This window comes from Salinisphaera sp. Q1T1-3, assembly GCF_003602005.1.
Classification (GTDB): Bacteria; Pseudomonadota; Gammaproteobacteria; order Nevskiales; family Salinisphaeraceae; genus Salinisphaera.
Genome location: NZ_QZWD01000015.1, coordinates 71,863 through 92,724, shown reverse-complemented (window position 1 = coordinate 92,724; position 20,862 = coordinate 71,863). Strand labels below are relative to the sequence as shown.

The 20,862-nt window shown below is 58.5% G+C and carries 25 protein-coding genes; 8 read left to right on the top strand and 17 right to left on the bottom strand.

The annotated features are described in order from the left end of the window. Positions 1–116: integrase core domain-containing protein (locus D3260_RS18165; protein ID WP_370456270.1), on the top strand; the 116-nt coding region annotated here is incomplete at its 5' end. Further along, complete coding sequence (locus tag D3260_RS13715; RefSeq protein ID WP_233544081.1) at positions 101–721, top strand: IS110 family transposase; 621 nt, start codon at positions 101–103, stop codon at positions 719–721. The genes D3260_RS18165 and D3260_RS13715, both read left to right, overlap by 16 nt. 261 nt (positions 722–982) lie before the next feature. Here D3260_RS13715 and D3260_RS17340 read toward each other — a convergent pair whose 3' ends face one another. The 15 genes from D3260_RS17340 to D3260_RS13665 all read right to left on the bottom strand — a co-directional run bounded on the left by D3260_RS17340 (position 983) and on the right by D3260_RS13665 (position 10,468). Next, complete coding sequence (locus D3260_RS17340) at positions 983–1,288, bottom strand: hypothetical protein (RefSeq protein WP_147418207.1); 306 nt, start codon at positions 1,286–1,288, stop codon at positions 983–985. Positions 1,289–2,218: 930 nt separating this feature from the next. Continuing rightward, positions 2,219–2,506, bottom strand: a complete 288-nt coding sequence (locus D3260_RS13710) for a hypothetical protein (RefSeq protein ID WP_120099172.1) — start codon at positions 2,504–2,506, stop codon at positions 2,219–2,221. A gap of 795 nt (positions 2,507–3,301) precedes the next feature. After that, complete coding sequence (locus tag D3260_RS13705) at positions 3,302–3,562, bottom strand: hypothetical protein (RefSeq protein ID WP_120099171.1); 261 nt, start codon at positions 3,560–3,562, stop codon at positions 3,302–3,304. A gap of 124 nt (positions 3,563–3,686) precedes the next feature. Next, the gene (locus tag D3260_RS13700; protein WP_120099170.1) at positions 3,687–4,220 is read right to left on the bottom strand and encodes a GNAT family N-acetyltransferase; all 534 of its coding nucleotides are present in this window, start codon (positions 4,218–4,220) and stop codon (positions 3,687–3,689) included. Positions 4,221–4,293: 73 nt separating this feature from the next. Beyond that, positions 4,294–4,848: a cysteine hydrolase family protein gene (locus tag D3260_RS13695; protein WP_120099169.1), complete on the bottom strand. Its 555-nt coding sequence runs from the start codon at positions 4,846–4,848 to the stop codon at positions 4,294–4,296. 94 nt (positions 4,849–4,942) lie between these two features. Beyond that, complete coding sequence (locus tag D3260_RS18160; RefSeq protein ID WP_147418206.1) at positions 4,943–5,365, bottom strand: lysozyme inhibitor LprI family protein; 423 nt, start codon at positions 5,363–5,365, stop codon at positions 4,943–4,945. 105 nt (positions 5,366–5,470) lie between these two features. Continuing rightward, positions 5,471–6,430: a lysozyme inhibitor LprI family protein gene (locus tag D3260_RS13685; protein WP_120099167.1), complete on the bottom strand. Its 960-nt coding sequence runs from the start codon at positions 6,428–6,430 to the stop codon at positions 5,471–5,473. A gap of 120 nt (positions 6,431–6,550) precedes the next feature. Beyond that, positions 6,551–6,925: a hypothetical protein gene (locus tag D3260_RS17335; protein WP_147418205.1), complete on the bottom strand. Its 375-nt coding sequence runs from the start codon at positions 6,923–6,925 to the stop codon at positions 6,551–6,553. Positions 6,926–7,024: 99 nt separating this feature from the next. Further along, entirely contained in the window at positions 7,025–7,252 is a 228-nt protein-coding gene (locus D3260_RS13680; protein ID WP_120099166.1) for a DUF6429 family protein, read from the bottom strand. A gap of 130 nt (positions 7,253–7,382) precedes the next feature. Beyond that, entirely contained in the window at positions 7,383–7,835 is a 453-nt protein-coding gene (locus tag D3260_RS17330) for a hypothetical protein (RefSeq protein ID WP_147418204.1), read from the bottom strand. Positions 7,836–7,979: 144 nt separating this feature from the next. After that, positions 7,980–8,531, bottom strand: coding sequence for a nucleotidyltransferase family protein (locus tag D3260_RS13675; RefSeq protein WP_199671511.1), 552 nt, complete (start codon positions 8,529–8,531; stop codon positions 7,980–7,982). Between the two features lie 79 nt (positions 8,532–8,610). After that, positions 8,611–9,066, bottom strand: a complete 456-nt coding sequence (locus D3260_RS17325) for a hypothetical protein (protein ID WP_147418203.1) — start codon at positions 9,064–9,066, stop codon at positions 8,611–8,613. Between the two features lie 90 nt (positions 9,067–9,156). Then, a complete protein-coding gene (locus D3260_RS17320) occupies positions 9,157–9,693 on the bottom strand; it encodes a hypothetical protein (protein ID WP_147418202.1) in 537 nt (178 codons plus the stop codon). Between the two features lie 65 nt (positions 9,694–9,758). Beyond that, positions 9,759–10,142, bottom strand: a complete 384-nt coding sequence (locus D3260_RS13670; protein WP_120099165.1) for a nuclear transport factor 2 family protein — start codon at positions 10,140–10,142, stop codon at positions 9,759–9,761. Between the two features lie 137 nt (positions 10,143–10,279). Then, a complete protein-coding gene (locus D3260_RS13665; protein ID WP_120099164.1) occupies positions 10,280–10,468 on the bottom strand; it encodes a tautomerase family protein in 189 nt (62 codons plus the stop codon). A gap of 953 nt (positions 10,469–11,421) precedes the next feature. Between D3260_RS13665 and D3260_RS13660 the strand changes: the two genes are divergently transcribed. Continuing rightward, a complete protein-coding gene (locus D3260_RS13660) occupies positions 11,422–12,396 on the top strand; it encodes an integron integrase (protein WP_120099163.1) in 975 nt (324 codons plus the stop codon). A gap of 624 nt (positions 12,397–13,020) precedes the next feature. On the opposite strand, the gene poxB is transcribed toward D3260_RS13660, so the two are convergent. Continuing rightward, positions 13,021–14,748: a ubiquinone-dependent pyruvate dehydrogenase gene (gene poxB, locus D3260_RS13655; protein WP_120099183.1), complete on the bottom strand. Its 1,728-nt coding sequence runs from the start codon at positions 14,746–14,748 to the stop codon at positions 13,021–13,023. Positions 14,749–15,407: 659 nt separating this feature from the next. On the opposite strand from poxB, the gene D3260_RS13650 reads away from it, so the two are divergent. From D3260_RS13650 to D3260_RS13640, 3 genes are all read left to right on the top strand, one after another. Continuing rightward, positions 15,408–16,382 carry a nitrilase-related carbon-nitrogen hydrolase gene (locus tag D3260_RS13650; RefSeq protein WP_120099162.1) on the top strand — a complete coding sequence of 325 codons (975 nt, stop codon included), beginning with the start codon at positions 15,408–15,410 and terminating at the stop codon, positions 16,380–16,382. Further along, positions 16,379–17,428 carry an agmatine/peptidylarginine deiminase gene (locus D3260_RS13645; protein WP_120099161.1) on the top strand — a complete coding sequence of 350 codons (1,050 nt, stop codon included), beginning with the start codon at positions 16,379–16,381 and terminating at the stop codon, positions 17,426–17,428. The genes D3260_RS13650 and D3260_RS13645 overlap by 4 nt, the downstream gene beginning before the upstream one ends. A 271-nt stretch (positions 17,429–17,699) precedes the next feature. After that, positions 17,700–18,503, top strand: coding sequence for a formate/nitrite transporter family protein (locus D3260_RS13640; protein ID WP_120099160.1), 804 nt, complete (start codon positions 17,700–17,702; stop codon positions 18,501–18,503). Between the two features lie 188 nt (positions 18,504–18,691). Here the strand turns inward: D3260_RS13640 and D3260_RS13635 are convergent, their stop codons facing one another. Further along, positions 18,692–19,183, bottom strand: a complete 492-nt coding sequence (locus tag D3260_RS13635; protein ID WP_120099159.1) for a GAF domain-containing protein — start codon at positions 19,181–19,183, stop codon at positions 18,692–18,694. Between the two features lie 157 nt (positions 19,184–19,340). Between D3260_RS13635 and D3260_RS13630 the strand changes: the two genes are divergently transcribed. Both D3260_RS13630 and D3260_RS13625 read left to right on the top strand, forming a co-directional pair. Further along, positions 19,341–20,258 (top strand): ketopantoate reductase family protein, encoded by a 918-nt coding sequence (locus D3260_RS13630; RefSeq protein ID WP_120099158.1) that lies wholly within the window; start codon positions 19,341–19,343, stop codon positions 20,256–20,258. Continuing rightward, a complete protein-coding gene (locus D3260_RS13625; protein ID WP_120099157.1) occupies positions 20,251–20,643 on the top strand; it encodes a DUF4186 domain-containing protein in 393 nt (130 codons plus the stop codon). The genes D3260_RS13630 and D3260_RS13625 overlap by 8 nt, the downstream gene beginning before the upstream one ends. Positions 20,644–20,862: the final 219 nt, after the last annotated feature.

Sequence of the window (20,862 nt, the reverse complement as noted above, 5' to 3'; positions counted from 1 at the left end):
TGCCGGCCTGGTTCGACGACTACAACAACACGCACCCGCACAAGGCGCTGAACATGCGCTCACCGCGGGAATTCAGACAGGCTCAGGCAAGTAAGAATGCGTGTCCGGTTTTATAGGGGCAACTCCAGTGGGGGCCGCTACGGCCGTATCGGCGGCTCCGGCCTTGATCGACGACGAGAACGTTCCCGAGATCCTGCGCGCGGCTTTGTTGGAAATCGTTTCGAAGATCCGGGCACTCGAAGCGCGGATGAAGACAATCGAAGCCGAGCTCAAGCGCTATGCGGCTGCTTCGGCCGATGTGCAGGCGATTCAGCAGGTGCCCGGTATCGGCTTGTTGACGGCCACGGCGTTGGTGGCGACAGTCGGCTCGCCGACGCACTTTCGCGATGGCCGGCATCTCGCTGCCTGGATGGGGCTGACGCCTCGCCATACCGGCAGTGGGCATCGCCTGCACATGGGCGGCATATCCAAACGGGGCGATCGCTATCTCCGGATGCTGCTGATCCATGGCGCACGCTCTGTCTTGATCAGAGCCCAGATCAATGCGAAGACGGGCCAATCCCTCAATCGATTACAGCAATGGGCCATGGATCTGAAACAGCGATCCAACCACAACAAGGCGACGTGTGCCCTGGCGAACAAGCTGGCCCGCATCGCCTGGGCGGTTTGGGCCCATGACCGCGACTTCGATGGCAATCACGCCATCGCCATGGCCGCATAACTTTGAACGATTAGTTCCCTCCCCCGGTTGCGTAGAGACGACAGCAGTTATGGCAGACGAGGTCGGACCTGCGTCGAGAAAGGCCGATAACGAGCTCGGCTATCAAAGCCGTTGCAGCGATAGGCCCTCGGCGTGCGGATTCCATAAAGGCTCGGGCAGATGCCCATCAGAAGCCGGATATACGACCGCAACCGTTCTTCGGGCTGCCAGAACATCAATCGTCGACTCTACCTCTTGCGGGAGGCGTCCATATACGCCTCGTTAGGTTGTCCCGCTATAAACATTAATGGTGATTTCGGCGCCATGTATTGCATAACCGTTTTTCGATATCTGAGATTCAACATCGGCTTGATCTAGAGCTATAAGCGGTTTGCTTGCGTCAAGCTCTAATTCCGTTTTAAACGGTGATAAAGCAAGCAAATCAGAATCAATGTCACTAGGCAGAGCCAACGACTCAATCTCTGTACCGCTTGGCACAGACAGGTATTTGCTGCCGGACTTCGCACTCTTATATATGTCTATTTTCATAGCTTTCCCTGTGTAACCGATGTGACCGTATTGCATCATCGAATTTACCTAACGCCGAAGCTCAGTTGCCGCCGGAGCGGCCGCAGGCCGCGGAGGGAACCCAAAGCGCGCCAGCGCTTTGGGCGGTCAACTGCAGCGCTTTGTTATGTGAACCTTCACGGAAGCCTAATACTTAGCGTAAGAACATCGCTACCAGCGCGAGCAGACAACTCGATTGTGGGGCAGTCTTGAACAATGTCGCGGAGACCCCCGAGAATATAAAACCGTTGGCTTTTTGTTTCAGTCACTTCGCACTCATCAAGTAGAATCCGAAATTCACGCTGGTACGAATGTTCTTCAGATTTATGGAAGACTGACGAACCGTAATAACCACCGCGGTAATACGTGACCGCTTTCGCCTCAATCGGTAGATCTAGACTACGCAGCCTGTTTACAAACTTATGCGAATTTTCGGGTGTTAGATACGCATAGTACGGCCCGGATTCTTCTTGTATTCGGGAAAAATCGGCGCGCAGTTTTCTAAAAGCGACTTCGTCCTTGGGCACCGTTAGAGAAGCCCAACAATGAAGCCAGCCATCTTTTCGGCCAATTCTAGTGATAAGGTCGCTCGCCTGCCCTACAGGCTCGCCGTCGATTTCTAAGTCAAGAGGACTATCGCCTCGGCTAGAACGAAAGCTGATTAGGCACGATTCATTAGGATCGCCCACCCCCTGAACCGACGACAAGCGATAATATTCGGGAGTATTACAGTACAAGCATCCGTCAAGGAATTGATCGAGGTGGCACCGCTCCCGAAAGAACTTAAAGAGACCCAGGTACTGACCGGGCTGTAACTCGTTTCTCGAAGTCATAAAAACTTACATAACGCCCAAGCTCAGTTGCCGCCGGAGCAGGCGAAGCCTGCGGAGGTAACCCGACGCGCGCCAGCGCTTTGGGCGGTCAACTGCAGCGATTTGTTAGAGCGCACGTTTAATCGTTCCAAGTTTTATGTAGCCACTCGAATTGTTCTTTTCTCCCGAACGCAGCCCAATCAGTTCCACTCTCGACCTTTAGAATGAGAGTATTAACCCCAGGGATTAGTCGTTGAATTGCATCGCGTAACGAGACAGAGTTCCATCTCTGACTAATATCGGTAATGAGCCAAGTGTCCTTGAACCAGTGCCAGTACCCGGTTTGTTGTTCTTGAAAAAACTGGGTGATCTCGTCTCTCTGCTCTTTTGTAGCATCGTCTACGACTAGGATGAAACGATTTTTCATTCGTTCTCTCCTTGGTCCGATGTTAGAGCTTCATTACCAGATGTCTTTTTGTCTGCCTCATTTGAATCAACTAGTCCGTGCAAGCTGTCTCCCACAAGGCCTTTTTCTATCGCCATTTTTGACAATGTGAATGTTTCTGATCTAAGAGCATCCGGGTTTGTAAACAAAAGGAATATATAAGCCCCGATAAGGGTTACGATGCACAATCCGATAGCAATCCCAATAAGTGCTAGCACCCAGGACGGTACGCCAGATAAAGCACACACTGGGATTGACGTGAGCAAAATTCCCAGCGTCCATTGGAGTGAATGAAGCGCTGTAGACCTAGCCCCTTTTGCGCTGGCTTGCTGGATGAAGCTGTGTATTAAATTTGCCATAGTTTATCCAGGTGAGCGCTAACGCCTGAGCTCAGTTGCCGCCGGAGCAGCCGAAGGCTGCGGAGGGAACCCAAAACGCGCCAGCGTTTTGGGCGGTCGGCTGCAGCGACTCGTTGTACGTGAACTCCACCATTTGACGCTCCCCCAACTTGCCTGCGGACCGCAAAGCCCGACGCACCAAAAGAAAGAATTCCCCGAACTCGAACTTATCGCGGATGATCGCTGACGGAAAGGCGCCGGCATGGATCGACGGCCACTGAGCCCGAAACTAGCGAGCAACGAGGAAGACGGGCCAAGGCTCAGCTACTGGCTCGACTTCGCTAGCCGACACGACAGTTCGACCACAACACAAACCGACCGCCGTACAACGCCCAAGCTCAGGCGCGGCCCTGGAAGGGCCGTCGCCTGCAGCGATACGTTAGGCGCCCTGGTAGGAAGCACGTAACGTCCGAAGTATCACCTTACCGTGAGGTTGTTCGCCGTCTCCTTGGAGCACCAGTACCTCTCGGTTTCCGATCTTCGGCACGATACGATTTTCGAGTAGCTGGCTGATGCGCCATGTATCTTGCGCACGCCTCTGGTAATCGTAGTCGTCGATATCCGTGTTGGAACGTGAGCGAATGACGATTCGGACGCCTTCGATGGCCCAAACGGCATCTTCAAATTCTGAGACATTCATTATTTTCCCCTTTTTAATTTTTACGGCACCTAACGCCGAAGCTCAGTTGACGCCGGAGCAGGCGAAGCCTGCGGAGGGAACCCGAAACGCGGCAGCGTTTTGGGCGGTCAACTGCAGCGACACGTTAGGTTCCATCGGGCAATTCATTCGCAGCCCGTACCATAACTAGCTCGTCCGGATCTGGATCAAATATTGTCGATTGTATCGTCGTCGCTCTCTGAAAACTGAGTCGACCTAACAGAGCTATGGAACGAAAGTTAGCCGATTTCAGCACCGCACCGAAAAGACTTACGGAATAGGTTATGCGCAACTCTCGTAACATTGCCTCGACAGCCTCACTGCCGATTCCTTGTCTCCAGTGCTTGCTATTCAACTCATATGCAATACAAGCGATTCCGGACTGGAAAACCGACGCCTGAACATAACCACAGAGGCCGCATCCGTTCAGTCGAATGACCCAGTTGAACCAATGCTGAGTTCGGTCCGGCGACAACCGACCTTCAAGTCCTCGATAACGTTGCGCCAAGAATTCAATAGAACTCGGCGGCTCATTCTCGAATTCATAGATCGCAGGATCATTTAGAACCTCAAACATCGCCGGCGCGTGCGACTCCACCAAAGGTTCAAGCGTAAGACGTGTTGTCTGAATGATGTTCATTGCGACCTAACGCCGAAGCTCAGTTGCCGACCGAAGCGCGGCAGCGCTTTGGGCGGTCAACTGCAGCGCCTCGTTATGCCGCAACGACCGACAAGACACTGGAAGTGTCAACGACTGTACAAAATTCACCGTTCAGACTTGCCAAATTTACTCGTTGCATTTCCTCTGCGCCAATCATTTCACCGTTGATGCCCTTGCGGTCAAAAGTCGCTGTACCGTCGTGCACCAACTCGACATCGAAACCAAAATTTCCCGCCATACGTGTCGTAGTTGAAACACAATGGTCTGTCGTCAATCCAGCAATTATTAGACCGTTTAATCCTTTTCCGCGAAGGTACTTTTCCAAATTAGTGCCTATAAACGCGCTATTGACGGATTTCGCAAATACCACTTCATTGCTCAACGGAGCCGTTTCGGGCTTGAAAGCATATCCAGATGATTCGGGATTGAGTGGCGAATCCGGTTCGTCAGACCGATGCCTGACGTGAATCACAGGCCATTTCTTATTTCGCCAAGCTTGAAGCAACTTGGCTATATTTTTTTCAGCATCAGGGTTATTACGTGTCCCCCACCGTGGATCATCGAAGCCATTTTGAACGTCAATGAGAATAAAGGCTCGCTGATTCATAGAGATACCTTGATGTGGCGCATAACGCCTGAGTTAAGCGGCGGCGAAGCCGTCCGCCTTGAACGAGTTGTTAGGCCTGCGAGGGCGCGAACATCTACCGAGGCTCGGGAAGCAGCGGCGGGGTGGAATCTTGGTAGGTAAGGTACGCCTGCCATATCTCATGAGTCCGCTCCTTGGTGAGCCGAAGCATGCACTCGGAACTTGCAGTCGTTCGGTACGTGCCCTGCGCCCACAGCTCGAAGACGTCTCCGCACTCAAGCTCACGGTAGTGCACCCATGCAGCCTGTGCGGTCTTGAGGTTTGGCCTTGAACCAAAATCCTTATCTATCCGCGCCTGTGCAGCGGTTAGATATCTGGCGAGGCGAGTGTTCGCCTTATCAAGCTTCTTCGCCATGCATGTTTGGATTTCGAGCGTGTTGCCGTCGCATTGGGCGGTGGAGGCTTGAACCGAATCCACTGAACACAGGCCAAGAACGATCAGAGCAATACTTCGTAGGGTATGCACGTATATCCTCATTGGCCTAACGCCTAAGCTCAGTTGCCGCCGGAGCAGCCGAAGGCTGCGGAGGGAACCCAAAGTGCGCCAGCGCTTTGGGCGGTCGACTGCAGCGCCTCGTTAGATTTACGGACTGTCACTCAGCTTCCTAAACTCTCTAATTTTGGAAATGCGAGTGACCGTTAACTGCTCCAACGAACCCGCATGTATCACCGGCCAGATGGTGCCACCACTGGCACTCTCATCGGCGACAAAATCCGCCCACGCCTCGCTGTAAGCCACCCAGCTGTCTTGCGACTTCCGAAACGCTTCAACTCCCTTTTCGTCCAATTTCGTCTCAAGTGACGATATCGCCTCCGCTAATTCCTTCTGCTTATTTTCCAGTGACTCGCCGGCTGCAATATTCATAGCCGTCTGAGTCAACGGCGCCCCTGGATTCATGGATTCGGACAGCAATTCGTCAGCAGCCCTCAAAAACGATGCACAGCTTTCGAAGCACCGTTCTATTTCCTCCCGGCTAATTTCGTATGCTGATGGAATTTCGTGACAGATAATATGCCGAAGTTCAAACATCCGCGAAACGTCCGCGAATGTCTTATCCGGCTCTTGCAAAATTGGAGCTCTTTCTTCGCCTTTTACCTCGTGTTCCCATCTATCAGAAACTGTACGAAGCACATCTAGAAAGCCATTTCCCAGAAGGTGAGAGAGCGCCGCGTCTACATGATCAAGTCTGCTAAGTTTGACGCCATGTGACACCAACTCCCCGACCGTAATGGTGCGTCCATGCACTGCTCTCAGTATCGAAAAGTCTATCTTTATCGAAGACGCGGGCTTTTCGGCGTTAGATAAAAAGGGCTCTCCCGCGTCCACAAGATCTTTAATCGCCATGCGGAAATAGCCTTCCAAGCAGGCAATCAATGCGACTGGGAAGTAATTTATGAGCTCATCTTGATGGGAAGGCTGGTTCTTAAAAGCCTGCTCCAGCGCGAACAATCTCATTATCAGCTCAGGCATTGCTTTCCCGAAACGCCGACGCTGCCGGACGTCGGCGATCTCTTGAATGATGTCTAAAGTAGTACGACGCATAAAGTGATGTATCTAACGCCTAAGCTCAGTTGCCGCCGGAGCAGCCGAAGGCTGCGGAGGGAACCCAAAGCGTGCCAGCGCTTTGGGCGGTCAACTGCAGCGATTTGTTATAGGACTAAGTTATTTACCGGCTTCAATTATTTTCCTTACCTTTAAAAAATAGTCGTTGACGGCCTCTCTTACGGAATCTAATGAATACTCGCCGTAACTTTTTACCAGCGCTAATTTTTCAGTCTCTCGAATGGATCCAGTGAAAAGTTTCAGGCTCAAGTCGACTCCGATTCTTGCCAAAATTAATTTTGAGAACTCGGAAGAAAAATCATTGAACTCGACGTATACGGCTCCGGTTTCGCAAAAACTTTCGCTAGCGAGAAATGAAGTGGACGAAAGGCCCTGCTCTTTTCGTTCATTTAAAACTTTACGAACATCTTCTTCCATTACTTTTATTACGTGATTTCTTGCGTCGCGAATTTCTTCTGAAGTATGAGTAGCCATTTTTCTCTCTATTCTTATAACGCCGAAGCTCAGTTGCCGACCGAAGCGCGGCAGCGCTTTGGGCGGTCAACTGCAGCGACCTGTTGGGTAGCTGTGTGTTCAAACCTTTGCCAAAAGCCGTTTGAACATTTTTTCCGCCTCGATTCGCCCTTTTTCGGTTAGAACGACCGACTTGTTTTGGTTAACGGGATTTTCGATGAATCCATTCTCGTAAAGACGGTCTGTAGCCTCCCACGGAAACCCTTTCCAGGCGCGCACTTCATCATGCAGCGTGAGATACATGAGAGCGAGCACTGCAGCATCTACTTTTTGGTCGTCTGGCTCCATGCTTAAAGACTACAGCGAGCGTGTTTTCCTGCAACCCAACGCCCAAGCTCAGTTGCCGCCGGAGCAGGCGTAGCCTGCGGAGGGAACCCAAAGCGCGGCAGCGCTTTGGGCGGTCAACTGCAGCTTATCGTTAGGTTTTCGAATCATATTTTTTGCGACCGTCAGTCACAGTCTGTTTGAGATAGTGAGGTTTCTCTTCAAGTCCAACCATACCCATCTCACTGCGCACGTCACCGCGAAGAGCGTTGACTAATGCATCAGCGTCATAGAATTTTTCGTCGGTAAGTTTAATCACGAGCTCATTCGCGAGTTTGACTTCCTTCCCAGTACCATATAAATGAACGGTCGCGATTGCCCATTCGAAATCCCGAGAATAGTCATCCAAGGTTCCATCGGATTGGCGACGTGCAGGAATTCCATTATCCATGCCGACACTAACTAAAATATCGTAGGCTTTTGTAAACGCATCTACACGACGTTCGCGTCTTAGCGCTGCCTCGTTTTGCTTGATCGCAAAGACCCAACCCGCGAGAACGACTAGGTTGGTAATAGCCAAGCCAATGTAAAAATGTGTTGCGTCCATCTTTACCTAACGCCCAAGCTCAGTTGCCGCCGGAGCGGCCGTAGGCCGCGTAGGGAACCCAAAGCGCGGCAGCGCTTTGGGCGGTCAACTGCAGCGGTATGTTAGACACTACTCTCCATTCCACGGAATCACTCTGAGTTCCGGTCAAACGCTTTTCCAGCGGTTAGCTTTTGCATAGTAAACGTCTGGTAACGCACGTCGGCGGTTCGGGCGAACAACCATAGAGAACAAGTCTTCATAACCGAATGGCGCATAAACCTCGTTTCCACCGATCATCTTGCGCAAACCAAAACATGAGGACTGGTTTAGAAAATGATCGATGCCATCTTCACTGCTAACTAGCGGTTCGCATCCAACGCCAAATTTCTCCTGATACCAAAGGTGCACGCGAGCCTGATTGCGAACCTGAACATCGACATCTAAATCCGAGAAGGCTTCGCGACTACTCTGGATCGCAGTGTTCTCCGCGTCCCAACTTGTATCCGATTGGTCAAAATAGAAAACATCGTAGTCGTTGATTCCCTGCATCGGATCATTGTCACTCAAGACATTCCAGACCGTTTGGAAAAGACATCCGGCGACTAGATAGCTATTTGGTAGACGCAGATGGGACAGGCGATCGAGAATGATCCCGTTAATAGGGTTGTGTTGGACTAGATCGACAAATCGCTTTTCATTCTCAACCACTATCATCATGCCTTTTTACGTCTAACGCCTAAGCTCAGTTGCCGCCAGAAGCGCGGCAGCGCTTTGGGCGGTCAACTGCAGCGATTGGTTAGGTACTAAATTCAAAAGGGGCTACAGCCTGACTTTCTAATAGGTAGCGAATTATTTCATACCCAAATATGTCGGCGTACTTCTGGTCGCCAATATTAAATTGCGAACCATGGCGATCTAAATGTTCATGTACATTACCAAGACGGTCTAAATAAACGACGTAAATCAACTCTTCCTGATATTTGTCGTCCAGCCGTTGGCAAACTCTTGAACAGCTAAGCTCACCAGCCAATGTGCCATCCCTAGACTGCACAATCCGGTATCGAATTACGAGCTCGCGATCTAAACCTTTAGCGAGAATCTTATTGTCACTCGATTCGATGAAGGCTAACCCGTGACCTTTATCTCCGTTCCAATTTTTCTCCGCAGACTCCGAAAATGAATGAAAATACGGTTTGAACCGATCAAACCTTCCCACGGTATTTCCTATATCGGTCATAAGCTGTCGATCCATAACTCGCCCTCGTTTTTTTTCAACCTAACGCCGAAGCTCAGTTGCGGCGGCGAAGCCGACGTCAACTGCAGCGATTTGTTATGCGCAAAACTACGTGCACTCGTATGCTAAATACCAACCGTCTTCGATCGGCGTATTTTCGACGAAGTCACCTTCGCCGCGTTTGCCGCGGTTTGGGGGCAACTCGCTACTCCAATTAATGTTGCCCATGCATCCGGATACCCCTAATCCCGCTCGATACACCATTACATACACAGAGGGAACGTAATGGCGGCCTGATTTGCAGTACGTGACTCGTTCGGATCCCGTAGCGGCGAACAGGTCCTTGTAATACTCGTACCTGTTCAATGAGATATCGAGGCTCGACAGGACCTGGTTCGTAGTTAGTTTGGTTTTGTAATCATTTTCATGAGTCCACGACTCGCCGTACTTCCAATAGTCGCCAATATGGTCAAGGCCGATAGCAAAGCATTTTCTATCACCGCTGTCTTCGGTAATAGCTACTCGAAGGGCTTCGAAAGATTGTGGGGCGTTACGATAGTTTTCTATGAGTTCGGAAGCCGTTGGCGAGCTACCACAGCCCACGACCAAAACCAACACCAAAGCAACTAAAACAAAATTACGCATAACGCCGAAGCTCAGTGGCCGGCCGAAGCGCAGCAGCGCTTTGGGCGGTCAACTGCAGCGATTTGTTAGGCATACGCGGTCTGGAGCGCGGCCGTATCCTCAAACATTTTGTACGAGGTGATAAAGCCATTTTTCACTCGGCACACAAGCGCCCACTCACACTGGAATACTCGATCTGTTTTCTTTACGCGATGCTGCATGTAGCCATGAGCAAAAACATAATCATCTGCCTCTGCCCATTTCTTGAACTGAAAATCCTCTGTATCAAATAATTCCGAAATAATTTCTAAAAATCTTTGCGCGCCTTCGCGTCCCTCAAAAACACCATAAATTGGGACGGTGTTCGGGCCTTGAGCTTCAAAGGTGGCGTTTTCATCCACAAACTCTAATGCAGACTTCGCATCACCTTCGCCAATGCACGCAAAAAAATCTTTAACTGGATTGGTCACATTATCTCCAAAATAAAGGATGTCTAACGCCGAAGTTCAGTTGACGCCGGAGCGGCCGAAGGCCGCGGAGGGAACCCGAAGTGCGCCAGCGCTTCGGGCGGTCAACTGCAGCGCTCTGTTATCTTTCTCCAAGCCCGTCAAGAACGATCAGCGTTTAACTTTCCATCTTTCGCCCAGTGTTCGTCATCGAAATTTTGGAAGAATATCGTGACCCCTTCCGGCTTCATTCCATATGCTTCTGCAAACGCCTCGGTAATGCGTTCAACGAGAAGTTGTCTTTGTTCTTTCGTTCGCCCCGGCGACTGTTGAATTGTAACAACTGGCATTTTCAACCCTCCTGGGTGTTTCGGTTTCCGTCGATTGGACCTTGTAGAGATAACGCCTAAGCTCAGCCGCCGCCGGAGCAGCCGCAGGCTGCGGAGGGAACCCAAAACGCGCCAGCGTTTTGGGCGGTCGGCTGCAGCGACTCGTTGTACGTTAACTCCACCATTTGACGCTCCCCCAACTTGCCTGCGGACCGCAAAGCCCGACGCGCCGAAAGAAAGAATTCCCCGAACTCGAACTTACCGCGGATGCTTACTGATGGGAAGGCGCCGACATGGATCGACGGCTATTGAGCCCGGAACTAGCGAGCAACGAGAAAGACGGGCCAAGGCCCAACTACTGGCTCGATTTTACTAGCCGCCGCCAGAGTTCGACCACAACACAAACCGACCGCCGTACAACGCCGAAGCTCAGTTGCCGCCCGAAGCGCGGCAGCGCTTTGGGCGGTCAACTGCAGCGACTTGTTGGGTGACTGCATAACCCGAAAATTACCGCCGCTCGGCGGAACGAAGGCAGCCGAACCGACTGAACGAAGCCCACGGTTTGTAGCTGATAAATCCCCCATGCCTCGAAGATAGCAAAGATCAAATGAAACCGCCGAGTAGAAAGCCGACTCGGGACATCGAACGAGGCCCACTTTCCGACTTGAATCGAAGGGGACAGAACCACTGGCGACTGCGAAGGCCGACTTTGCCGAAACACGCCAAGCTTCGAGCGTAGGCGCTGCGCCCAATAACCATTTTCTGTCGCCGGACGGGCTGCCGACTGGCGAAGCCGGTTGAGCGGTTTTCTTTGGCTGCCAACACGATGCGCCAACACAAAAACCCAACGCCAAGTATACGGCTGAAACTAGGTATAGCATTGCCCGCCGTTTTCGTATAGCAATAAGCCAATGCTGTTAAGACGCTGCGTATCGGTACATATCTATTGATACGCCGTTAACGGGTTAAGCTCAATGTCTAAATCGGAGAATCGCCGGCCGAAGTTATTGGAACGCGTGCGGGACCGGATTCGGCTAAAGCATTACAGCCTTCGGACAGAGAAGACCTATATCGCCTGGATACGTCGCTTCATTCTGTTTCACGACAAACGCCATCCAAGGGATATGGGCAAGGCGGAGGTGGAGCGGTTTCTGACGCATCTGGCCGTTGACAAGCACGTGGCGGCTTCGACACAGAACCAGGCATTGAACGCCATACTGTTTCTTTACAAGGACGTGCTCGAGATCGAGCTGCCCTGGATGGATGATGTCGTTCGCGTGAAGCGGCCGGCGCGAATTCCGGAGGTCTTGAGTGTTTCGGAGGTAATGCGGCTACTTACACAGCTCGACGGCACCTACCGGTTGATGGCGTCGCTGTTGTACGGCTCTGGCTTACGGCTGATGGAGGCGGTGCGGCTGCGGGTCAAGGATGTGGATTTCGAGTACCGCCAGATCGTGGTGCGCGACGCCAAGGGGGCGCGGGATCGCGTTACCCCGCTGCCGGCGTCGATCGCCGATGATTTGCGGGCCCAGATCGATGCGGTGGTCAGCCGTCATCAGGCGGACCGGGTTGCCGGGTACGGCTCGGTCTTTCTGCCGAGCGCTCTGGCGCGCAAGTATCCCAATGCCGAGACCGAGCTGGCCTGGCAATACGTTTTTCCATCACGCCGGCTCTCGGTTGATCCGCGCTCTGGTCTGACGCGACGTCATCATCTGAGCGAGAAGGGGTTGCAGCAGGCGGTGAAGGAGGCTGTCCGGCGCGCCGGCATTCGCAAGAAGGCAAGCTGCCATACCTTGCGGCATTCGTTTGCTACGCATTTGCTGGAACGCGGCAGCGATATTCGGACCGTGCAAGCGTTACTCGGACACAAGAGCGTGCAGACGACGATGATCTACACGCATGTCCTCAAGCTGGGCGCCCGTGGCGTGGTGAGTCCGCTGGATAGCTGAGGCTGCCGCAATCAACGTAGCGCGCGTGGCGGCTGACGCGGCACCATGGGCTTGCGTTGTCGATGACGCGTATTACTGCCCGCCTCGACGCCTATCGCCATTCGCTCGGCGCCCCGGTTCCGCTCGGCGGACGAGACGGCGATCAGGCATCGGCCGAACCCGGCAACGAGCACACTTCAACCTCGTATCGAGTCGATGCACATCGTTGCGAGCCACGAGACGCGCCGGTCCGCCGTATTCTTGCCACCGCCGGCAATGCCAGACCGCGCCTTTCGGCAAGCCTGGACAGAAACCGGCAAAGTGCCTTGGGCGCGTCGTCACGAGATAGGCTGTCGCACCCGTGGCCAGGCGCTGGTGAAAGAAGATAAAACATCGTGCGCATGGCGTGGCCCAGCCACGTGAGTGCGCGATAACCCCGGGCTCTCTTCGATTGGCCGCTGGCCGCCCTTCGGTTTGCCTCTGCCGTTCGCGCCACGCCGCGTTGCGCGCCTTGCTTGACGCACCGGGCCGGGGCACTGCGGCCACCTATCTCGTGACGACACGCTCTGGCTCAGGCCGGCCCGGACGGCTGCGGCGTGTGGTGCGCTGCGATGGCGGCATTCGCCCTCGCAGCGCACCGACGTCTTATCGACCGAGCCAGTTGGTCTTGCCGAGGTCGATGACTTCGTCGCCCTTGCCGCTCATGACGGCACGCAGCATATAGAGCGAAAAGCCCTTGGCCTGCGCGGCCTCGATACGCGGCGGCATGGACAGTTCCTGCTTGGCCGTGCGTACGTCCACCAAGGCCGGGCCATCGTGGTCGAAGGCCTGGGTCAACGCCTCGTCGAGCTTCGAGGAATCGTGCACCTTGAGGCTGAAGATACCCAGCGATTCGGCCATGCCCGCATAATCCACGGTGGGCATGTCGGTGGTGGTATCGACATAGCCGGCGGCCTTCATTTCCATGGCCACGAAGCCCAGCGTTTCGTTGTTGTAGACGATGACCTTGACCGGCAGCTTTTCGTTGACGAGCGTGATGAGGTCACCCATCAGCATGGACACGCCCCCGTCGCCGGCCAGAGCCACGACCTGGCGCTCGGGATAGGCGGCCTGCCAGCCCATCGCGGCCGGTACGGCCACGGCCATCGAGCCGTGCATCCAGGAGCCGGACAGGCGGCGCTTGCCGTTGAGCTGGAGATAACGTGCCGCCCAGACGGTCGGCGTGCCAACGTCGGCGGTGAACACGGCATCTTCGGCGGCCAGTTCCGAGGCCCGCGCGGTGAGGTACTGCGGGTGCAGCGGGTTGCCGTCGTCGCGGGGCGTGGCCAGTTCGTCGAGGTCCTTGCGTGCCTCGCGATAGTTGTCGAGGGAGATATCCAGAAAACGACGGCTTTCGTGCGTCTGGAGCATCGGCAGAAGCCGGTCGAGCGTCGGCCCGATATCGCCGACCAACCCCATCGTCAACGGCGAACGCCGTCCGAGATGATGGCCGCGGATATCGATCTGCACGATGTTCCCGTGATCGGGGTAGAAGTCCCGGTACGGAAAGTTGGTCCCCAGCATGAGCAGCAGGTCACATTTCTTGAGCGCTTCGTAACCGGAGGAGAACCCGATCAGGCCGGTCATGCCGACGTCGTAGGGGTTGTCGTGTTCCAGGGACTGCTTGCCGCGCAGGGCGTGCACGATCGGTGCCTTGATCTTTTCGGCCAGGGCGACGACCTGGTCGTGGTAGCCGTCACAGCCGAAGCCGCCGAGAATGGCGATGTTGTCGCTGTTATCGATGAGCCCGGCCAGATTCTGGAGCGCATCGTCGGGCGGCACGACCGTCGGGCGGACCGGCGGCTGCCAACGCACCTTGCGAACCGGCGCCTCGGCCACGGCCACGTCGCCCGGCAGCACGATGACCGAGACCGAGCGATTCGTGATCGCGCTGTTCATGGCGGCCTCGAAGACCTGCGGCACCTGGGCCGGGTTGGCCACCAGCTCGCACCAGTCGCTGCATTCGGCGAACAGATTCTGCGGATGGGTTTCCTGAAAATAGCCGAGGCCGATCTCGCTCGAGGGGATCTGCGCGGCGATGGCCACCATGGGCACATTGGCGCGCTGCGCCTCGAACAGGCCGTTGATGAGATGCAGGTTACCCGGCCCGCAGGAGCCGGCACAGACCGCCAGGCCGCCGTGGGCATCGGCTTCGTAGGTTGCCGCCAGCGCCGCGACTTCTTCATGACGCACGCCGCGCCAACTGATGTCCTCACGCACCCGCAGGGCTTCGGTGAAGCCGTTGAGCGAATCGCCGGGCAGCCCCCAGACGGTCTTCACGTTGGCCTGGATGAGCAGGTCGGCCAGGAGATCCGCAACTGTTGTCTTAGCCATGTCGATCCTGTCGTGGCGCGCGCCACATGAGACGAATTGTTGATTGCGATGATACGCCCACAGCATTTGGGGCGCAGCTTGTTGCCACGCAATGCTTTGATGGTGAATCGAGCATACACGTGCCCCGCGGCGGATCGGTACGCATCCGCGCTCGGGTCGTGGCGCCGATCGGGTGATGCCGCGATGCGGGGACGCCCGTCCTGGCTGGCCGCCGGGCGCTCGTCGAGACGCTCGGGCGGATTTTCAACAGGGCCGGGATGACGCGCTCTGCCGCGTCGATCGCCTGTTGCCCCGGCCTTCTGCGTATGTCTGCCACCGGGCGGCCGGTTTTGTGCACAACGGCCAGACGAATACCGGCGACCGCCAGGCCGCGCCGGCCGCACGCCGATCTCCGCGGTCCGGCGAGGGCGTTGTGGCCATCGCCGCCACACGGGGTCACCACCCCGCCTCGCCAAGCGCCGACATGAACCGGCATCCTGACCACAAACACCGGCCCGCAAGTCGACGAGACACGCGATGTCGCGCTTGCACGGCCGAGGCAGCGGCGTTTCTGTCGTGTTATACGAATCACCGGACCCCGGGACGAATCCCCTGCCGGCGCATCGCACTTACAGACGTGGCCGATGGGTCGTCGCCCTCGCTTTCAAAGGTTGATATCGATGCAACTCATTCAGGCAGACGCCCTGCCCTCGCTGGCGCGTGCCGAAGCCGCCACCCGGGCCTCGTTGCGCATCGCGCTGGTCCAGCACGCCTGGCAGGTCGATCCGGACGCGCTCGTGGCCCATCTGACGGCCGCCGTCGGCCAGGCAGCCGCGGCCGGCGCCCGGCTCGTGTGCCTGCCGGAGCTCACGCTCATGCGCTATCCCGCCGACCAGCGCGCCGGCGGCACACCGGCCGATGGCGCGGAAGACCTGCACGACGGGCCGACGATGGCCTTCGCCCGGGCCGCGGCGATGAAGCACGGCGTCTGTGTGCATGCCTCGCTGTTCCAGCGCAGCGATGATGAGCGCGACGCCCTGGGCCTGAACACGGCGATTCTGGTCGGCCCGGACGGGGCGCTGCTCGGCGCCACGCACAAACTGCACATCCCCATTACCGAGGGCTATTTCGAGGACACTTATTTCCGCGGCGGGCCAACGGACAACCCGTACCCGGTCTATCATCCCGATGCGCTGGCCGGTGCCGCGATCGGCATGCCGACGTGCTGGGACGAATGGTTTCCGGAAGTTGCCCGGGCCTATTCGCTGGCCGGTGCAGAAGTGCTGGTCTATCCGACCGCGATCGGCAGCGAACCGGACTTTCCCGATTTCGATACCGAACCGCTGTGGCGCCAGGTCATCGTGGCCAACGGCATCACGGCCGGCACGTTCATGGTGGTGCCCAATCGCATCGGCGACGAGGGCCGGCTGGCGTTCTACGGCAGCTCGTTCATTTCCGACCCGTACGGGCGGGTGCTGGCTCATGCCCCGCGGGATGCCGAGGCCGTGCTGGTGGCCGATCTCGACCTGGAACAGCGCCGAGACTGGCTCACCCTGTTCCCGTTTCTGGCCACGCGCCGGCCGGATACCTACGGCGCGCTCGTCGCCCCGGTCGACCGCGAGCGCCCGCTCGGCGGGACGGATGCGCCGTCATGAGCCGTTGCCTTCGGGCCTGGTCTCTGCCGGCCGAGACCGTGCCCCAGAAACGGGTCTGGATGGGGTTTCCGCCGGCCGCCGGCGCCTCGGCCTCGGCCGGTGCCGATCTGGATGCCGCCCGCCGGGCCTGGGCCGAGGTCGCCCACGCGATCGCCGACTACGAGCCGGTGACGATGCTCGTCGACCCGGCCGATCAACACACGGTCGAGGACTACGTCAGCCCGCGCATCGAACGACTGGCCTGCCCGCTGGACGATGCCTGGCTGCGCGACACAGGCCCGAGCTTCGTACTCGACGCCGAGGGCCGGCTTGGCGCCGTGGACTGGCACTTCAACGGCTGGGGCGCCCGGCCCTGGGCCCGCTGGGACAAGGACGCCGCGATCGCCGGCGTCATCGCCCAGCACGCCGGGGCCGAACGCATCATCTCGTCGCTGGTCAACGAGGGCGGCGGCCTGGCCGGGGACGGCGCTGGCACGCTCCTGCTCACCGAGACCGTCCAGCGCGACCCGCGCCGCAATCCGGGGCTTTCTCGGGCCGCCGTGGAAGCCGAGATGAAGCGCACCCTCGGCGCCGATCACATGATCTGGCTGGAGCGCGGCCTCACGCGGGATGCCGAGCCGCTCGGCACCTTCGGCCATGTGGATATCGTCGCGGCCCTGCCGGCCCCCGGCCACGTCCTGGTGCACGATCAGCGCAATCCACGCCATCCGGACCACGCCATTTCGCAGGCCGTGATCGCCCAGTTCGCGCAGGCCAGAACACGCGACGACACAGCATTCGTCGTGCATCGCCTGCCCGCGCCGCAACGCCTGCACGACGAACACGGCCCGGTCGACTACAGCTATATCAATCATCTGCCCATCAACGGGGCGGTCGTGCTGGGCACCTTCGATGACCCGGCCGACGACGAAGCCGCCGAAATCCTGGCCGCGGCCTACCCCGGGCGAGAGATCGTCCGGGTCGACGCCCGGCCCATCTTCGCGCGCGGTGGCGGGGTGCATTGCATTACACAGCAGGAGCCCCGTGCCCGCGATATCGATGGCTGATGCGGGCGATCGCGTGCCGTGCCCTCGCCCCGAACGGCGCCGAGCACGGCCCGACACGATAGCGGGGTCGACGACAGCCCACGCCCCGGGGCGATCCATGGCGGCATATTCGGATCGGCCCAATCGGCCAACCGCTGCAAGACGAGGACCCGGCCACGCCGGGCAGACGCCGGCATCCGTTTTCAAGGGTACCGCGACAGCGGCCGTCGCCAGCTGTATTGGTATCCAATTAGTAATAACCTAGGCGGGCCTATCCTGCTGCTGTCCCTCAATGGCCGATAACGACGAACCACAACGCGACCCGAGCACGCGCCTGTCCGCGCGACAGGTCTATCAGAGCATCCGCTACGACGGCGAGCAGGAGATGGCGCGCCCGCTCGGCTCGCTGTGGTGGTCGGGGCTGGCCGCCGGAATTGCCATCACCGCTTCCGTATTCGCCAAGGCGCTGCTCTACAAGGAACTGCCCGATTCGGGCTGGCGCATGCCGATCGCCGACTTCGGCTACTGCGTCGGCTTCGTGCTGGTCGTGCTCGGCCGCATGCAGCTGTTCACCGAAAACACCATCACCGTCGTGCTGCCGCTGATGGCCGATACGACGCGGCGGGCCTTCTATTGCACGCTGCGCCTGTGGAGCGTGGTCTTCGTGGCCAATATGGCGGGCACATTCATCGCCGCCGGTTTCGCGACACTGGTCGGCTTCGCCAGCCCCAGCCAGCTCGCCGCGCTGCAGACGATCGCAGCCCAGGCGGTGATCGGGAGCGACTGGGCCACCACGCTGATTCACGGGATTCCCGCCGGGTTCTTCGTGGCCGCGCTGGTCTGGATGCTGCCCAATTCGCGCGGGTTCGAGATCTGGGTGATCGTGCTGCCGACCTATCTCATCGCCCTGGGCGGCTTCGCGCACGTCGTGGTGGGCTCGATGGAGGTCTGGCTGCTCGTGCTCTCGCACCAGCTCAGCCTCATCGCCGGGGTCTGGCAGTTCATCGTGCCGGCACTGATCGGCAACGTGCTGGGGGGCACGGTACTGTTCTCGCTGCTGGCCTACGGCCAGGTGCGACGGGAGATCGATGATTGAGCGCGCAAACGGGCGCGTTCATGCAAGAAAAGGGCAGCGGGCGTACCCGCTGCCCGTACCGGGCCGGACCGCCGGCCGTTTGGGACCGCGACAACGGCGGGCCATTCCGGCACAGCCGCGACCGCCAGGGCCGCGCCACGCTCAAGCTAGCAGCCGTAACCCTCTAGCGCCAAATACGTGAACGCAATTTAACTGCGCACCATCGAAACAGCGCCCGACAGCGTCCCGGCGCTGGCCGCCACGAAGACCGCAACCATCGCCTCGATGCGCGCCTGGTCCGCGGCATCGAAGCGGGCCGGCTCCGGGCTGTCGATGTCCAGCACGCCCCAGACCCGGTCATCGTGCACGACGGGCACGACCAGCTCGCTCCGGGAGGCAGCATCGCAGACGATGTGCCCGGGAAAGGCGTGCACATCGTCTATCCGCTGCGTCGTACGCGTGCTCGCGGCCGCCCCGCAGACACCTTTCGAGAACGGAATCGGATTGCAGGCCGGCAGCCCCTGGAACGGACCAAGCACCAGTACATCCGGACGCCGCTGCAGATAGAATCCCACCCAGTTCAGTCCCGGCATCTCGGCCTTGATGAACGCCACCATCTGGGCCGCGTTGGTCAGCCAGTCGTCGGTATCCAGCAACGCCTGCAGCTGGCGCGTGAGAAGATCGGGCGTCGTCGGGCTCATCGGGTGTCGATCCGGTCGCAGCGAATACGTTCATGATGGCACAGCAGCCGGCCGGCACGACGGGCGCCGCGACACGAGTCGCTGCATGGAATCGAGCCGCCCCACGGCCTGTTATTCTCGAGGCCCGCGCCGAGACGCCGCCAAGTCGCCCCGCCCCATGCCGCAACCGACCGTCGACGCAACCGAGACCGCTCAGGCGCCGTGGCACATCGTCGGCTGCGGGCGCATGGGCACGCTGGCCGCCGGCTATCTGCAGGCCGCTGGCGAATCCGTGGTCGTGATCCGGCCCGGCGCGGCACACTCGCGGACCACATGGCTGCATTTTGCGGCAACAGGCGCCCGTCGACGCGTGACGCTTCCCGTGCGCCCGGCCGAGGCGTGCGGCCCGGTCGTGCGCCTCATCGTGGCCTGCAAGACCCCGTATACACAGGCCGCGCTGGCGCCGATCACGCTCGCCGATCACGCTCTGGTCCTGCGGCTGCAGAACGGCATCGGCAGCCTCGAGGGCATGCTCGGCGACGACCAACGGCTGATCGAGGTGGTCACGGCCAGCGCGGTGCGATCGGCCGGGCCGGATACGCTCGATGTCGTCGCCGAAAACGCGAGCCGATTCGGCGGCGGCACGCCGCCGGCCTGCTGGGCCGGTCTGACTGCCCATTGGCCCGGGGCAACCTGGCACAGCGATATTCGACACGTCCAGTGGCACAAGCTTGTCGTCAACGCAGCCATCAACCCGCTCACGGCCATTCACGATGTCGATAACGGCCGGCTTGTCGAACGGGCCGACCTGCAGGCGGCGATGACGCGTCTGGCCGACGAGGCAGACGACCTGCTCAAGGCCCTGGACCCCGGCTGGCCGGGCGGCTCGGCCGGCCACGTGGCCGACATCGCCCGTGCCACGGCGGCCAATATGTCGTCGATGCGTGCCGACCGCCACGCCGGTGCCGTCACCGAGATCGAGTCGATCAACGGCTGGCTGCTGCGTGAAGCCGCGCGCCGCGGCCACACGCTACCCGCGCATGCCGAGATCACCGCCCGCGTGCGCGCCCTGCACCCGGCCCCAGCCGATGCGTGATCGCGCCGCCCTGTTCGCACGGCTGGCACGCTCGCATTTCCGGTCGCGATTCCGGCTCGGCGCACGCGAACAACACACGCTGGATCGCCATGGCCCGCACGTGATCCGGGCCCATGCGGCCGATTTCGTCGCCACGCGGCTGGCCCCGGCCAACCCGCCCGACGACGGCCGGCAGACCCCGATGCGCAATCATCCGGTCTTCATCGCCCAGCACGCCACCGCAACCTGTTGTCGTGGCTGCCTGGCCAAATGGCACGGCCTGCCGCCGGATCGCGCGCTGGATGCCGAGGAACAGGCCTATATCTGCGATGTGATCATGGACTGGCTCGCCCCACGCCACGACCCGACCGCCGTGCCGCCCGACCCGCAGCGCTCACTGTTCTAGGGCCTGTTGAGGTTTCGTGCGAGTCCGCGCCAAGCGCGCCCTGAAATTGACAATGGGCGGCAAGACGAGGCGTAGCACGCATAGCGTGTCATTCTGCGCCAGCGTGCTGGAACGCTGTATTGCCGTCGTGTTTTTGATTTTGGGGCGCTTGTCCCTTCGGCTTGGGCCGCCCATGAAAAATCGACGATGGGCGCCCGGCGGCGTTGCCAGCCTTGATCG

What these genes read in the sequence shown, in the direction of transcription:
- D3260_RS17335 (WP_147418205.1), bottom strand. Translation starts at nt 6,925, where the DNA reads ATGGCTACTCATACTTCAGAAGAAATTCGCGACGCAAGAAATCACGTA.
- D3260_RS13635 (WP_120099159.1), bottom strand. Translation starts at nt 19,183, where the DNA reads ATGAGCCCGACGACGCCCGATCTTCTCACGCGCCAGCTGCAGGCGTTG.
- D3260_RS13630 (WP_120099158.1), top strand. Translation starts at nt 19,341, where the DNA reads ATGCCGCAACCGACCGTCGACGCAACCGAGACCGCTCAGGCGCCGTGG.
- D3260_RS13660 (WP_120099163.1), top strand. Translation starts at nt 11,422, where the DNA reads ATGTCTAAATCGGAGAATCGCCGGCCGAAGTTATTGGAACGCGTGCGG.
- D3260_RS17320 (WP_147418202.1), bottom strand. Translation starts at nt 9,693, where the DNA reads ATGCGTAATTTTGTTTTAGTTGCTTTGGTGTTGGTTTTGGTCGTGGGC.
- D3260_RS18160 (WP_147418206.1), bottom strand. Translation starts at nt 5,365, where the DNA reads ATGAGGATATACGTGCATACCCTACGAAGTATTGCTCTGATCGTTCTT.
- D3260_RS17325 (WP_147418203.1), bottom strand. Translation starts at nt 9,066, where the DNA reads ATGGATCGACAGCTTATGACCGATATAGGAAATACCGTGGGAAGGTTT.
- D3260_RS13665 (WP_120099164.1), bottom strand. Translation starts at nt 10,468, where the DNA reads ATGCCAGTTGTTACAATTCAACAGTCGCCGGGGCGAACGAAAGAACAA.
- D3260_RS17340 (WP_147418207.1), bottom strand. Translation starts at nt 1,288, where the DNA reads ATGATGCAATACGGTCACATCGGTTACACAGGGAAAGCTATGAAAATA.
- D3260_RS13650 (WP_120099162.1), top strand. Translation starts at nt 15,408, where the DNA reads ATGCAACTCATTCAGGCAGACGCCCTGCCCTCGCTGGCGCGTGCCGAA.
- D3260_RS13695 (WP_120099169.1), bottom strand. Translation starts at nt 4,848, where the DNA reads ATGAATCAGCGAGCCTTTATTCTCATTGACGTTCAAAATGGCTTCGAT.
- D3260_RS13680 (WP_120099166.1), bottom strand. Translation starts at nt 7,252, where the DNA reads ATGGAGCCAGACGACCAAAAAGTAGATGCTGCAGTGCTCGCTCTCATG.
- D3260_RS13640 (WP_120099160.1), top strand. Translation starts at nt 17,700, where the DNA reads ATGGCCGATAACGACGAACCACAACGCGACCCGAGCACGCGCCTGTCC.
- D3260_RS13675 (WP_199671511.1), bottom strand. Translation starts at nt 8,531, where the DNA reads ATGATGATAGTGGTTGAGAATGAAAAGCGATTTGTCGATCTAGTCCAA.
- D3260_RS13625 (WP_120099157.1), top strand. Translation starts at nt 20,251, where the DNA reads ATGCGTGATCGCGCCGCCCTGTTCGCACGGCTGGCACGCTCGCATTTC.
- D3260_RS13710 (WP_120099172.1), bottom strand. Translation starts at nt 2,506, where the DNA reads ATGAAAAATCGTTTCATCCTAGTCGTAGACGATGCTACAAAAGAGCAG.
- D3260_RS13645 (WP_120099161.1), top strand. Translation starts at nt 16,379, where the DNA reads ATGAGCCGTTGCCTTCGGGCCTGGTCTCTGCCGGCCGAGACCGTGCCC.
- D3260_RS17330 (WP_147418204.1), bottom strand. Translation starts at nt 7,835, where the DNA reads ATGGACGCAACACATTTTTACATTGGCTTGGCTATTACCAACCTAGTC.
- poxB (WP_120099183.1), bottom strand. Translation starts at nt 14,748, where the DNA reads ATGGCTAAGACAACAGTTGCGGATCTCCTGGCCGACCTGCTCATCCAG.
- D3260_RS13705 (WP_120099171.1), bottom strand. Translation starts at nt 3,562, where the DNA reads ATGAATGTCTCAGAATTTGAAGATGCCGTTTGGGCCATCGAAGGCGTC.
- D3260_RS13700 (WP_120099170.1), bottom strand. Translation starts at nt 4,220, where the DNA reads ATGAACATCATTCAGACAACACGTCTTACGCTTGAACCTTTGGTGGAG.
- D3260_RS13685 (WP_120099167.1), bottom strand. Translation starts at nt 6,430, where the DNA reads ATGCGTCGTACTACTTTAGACATCATTCAAGAGATCGCCGACGTCCGG.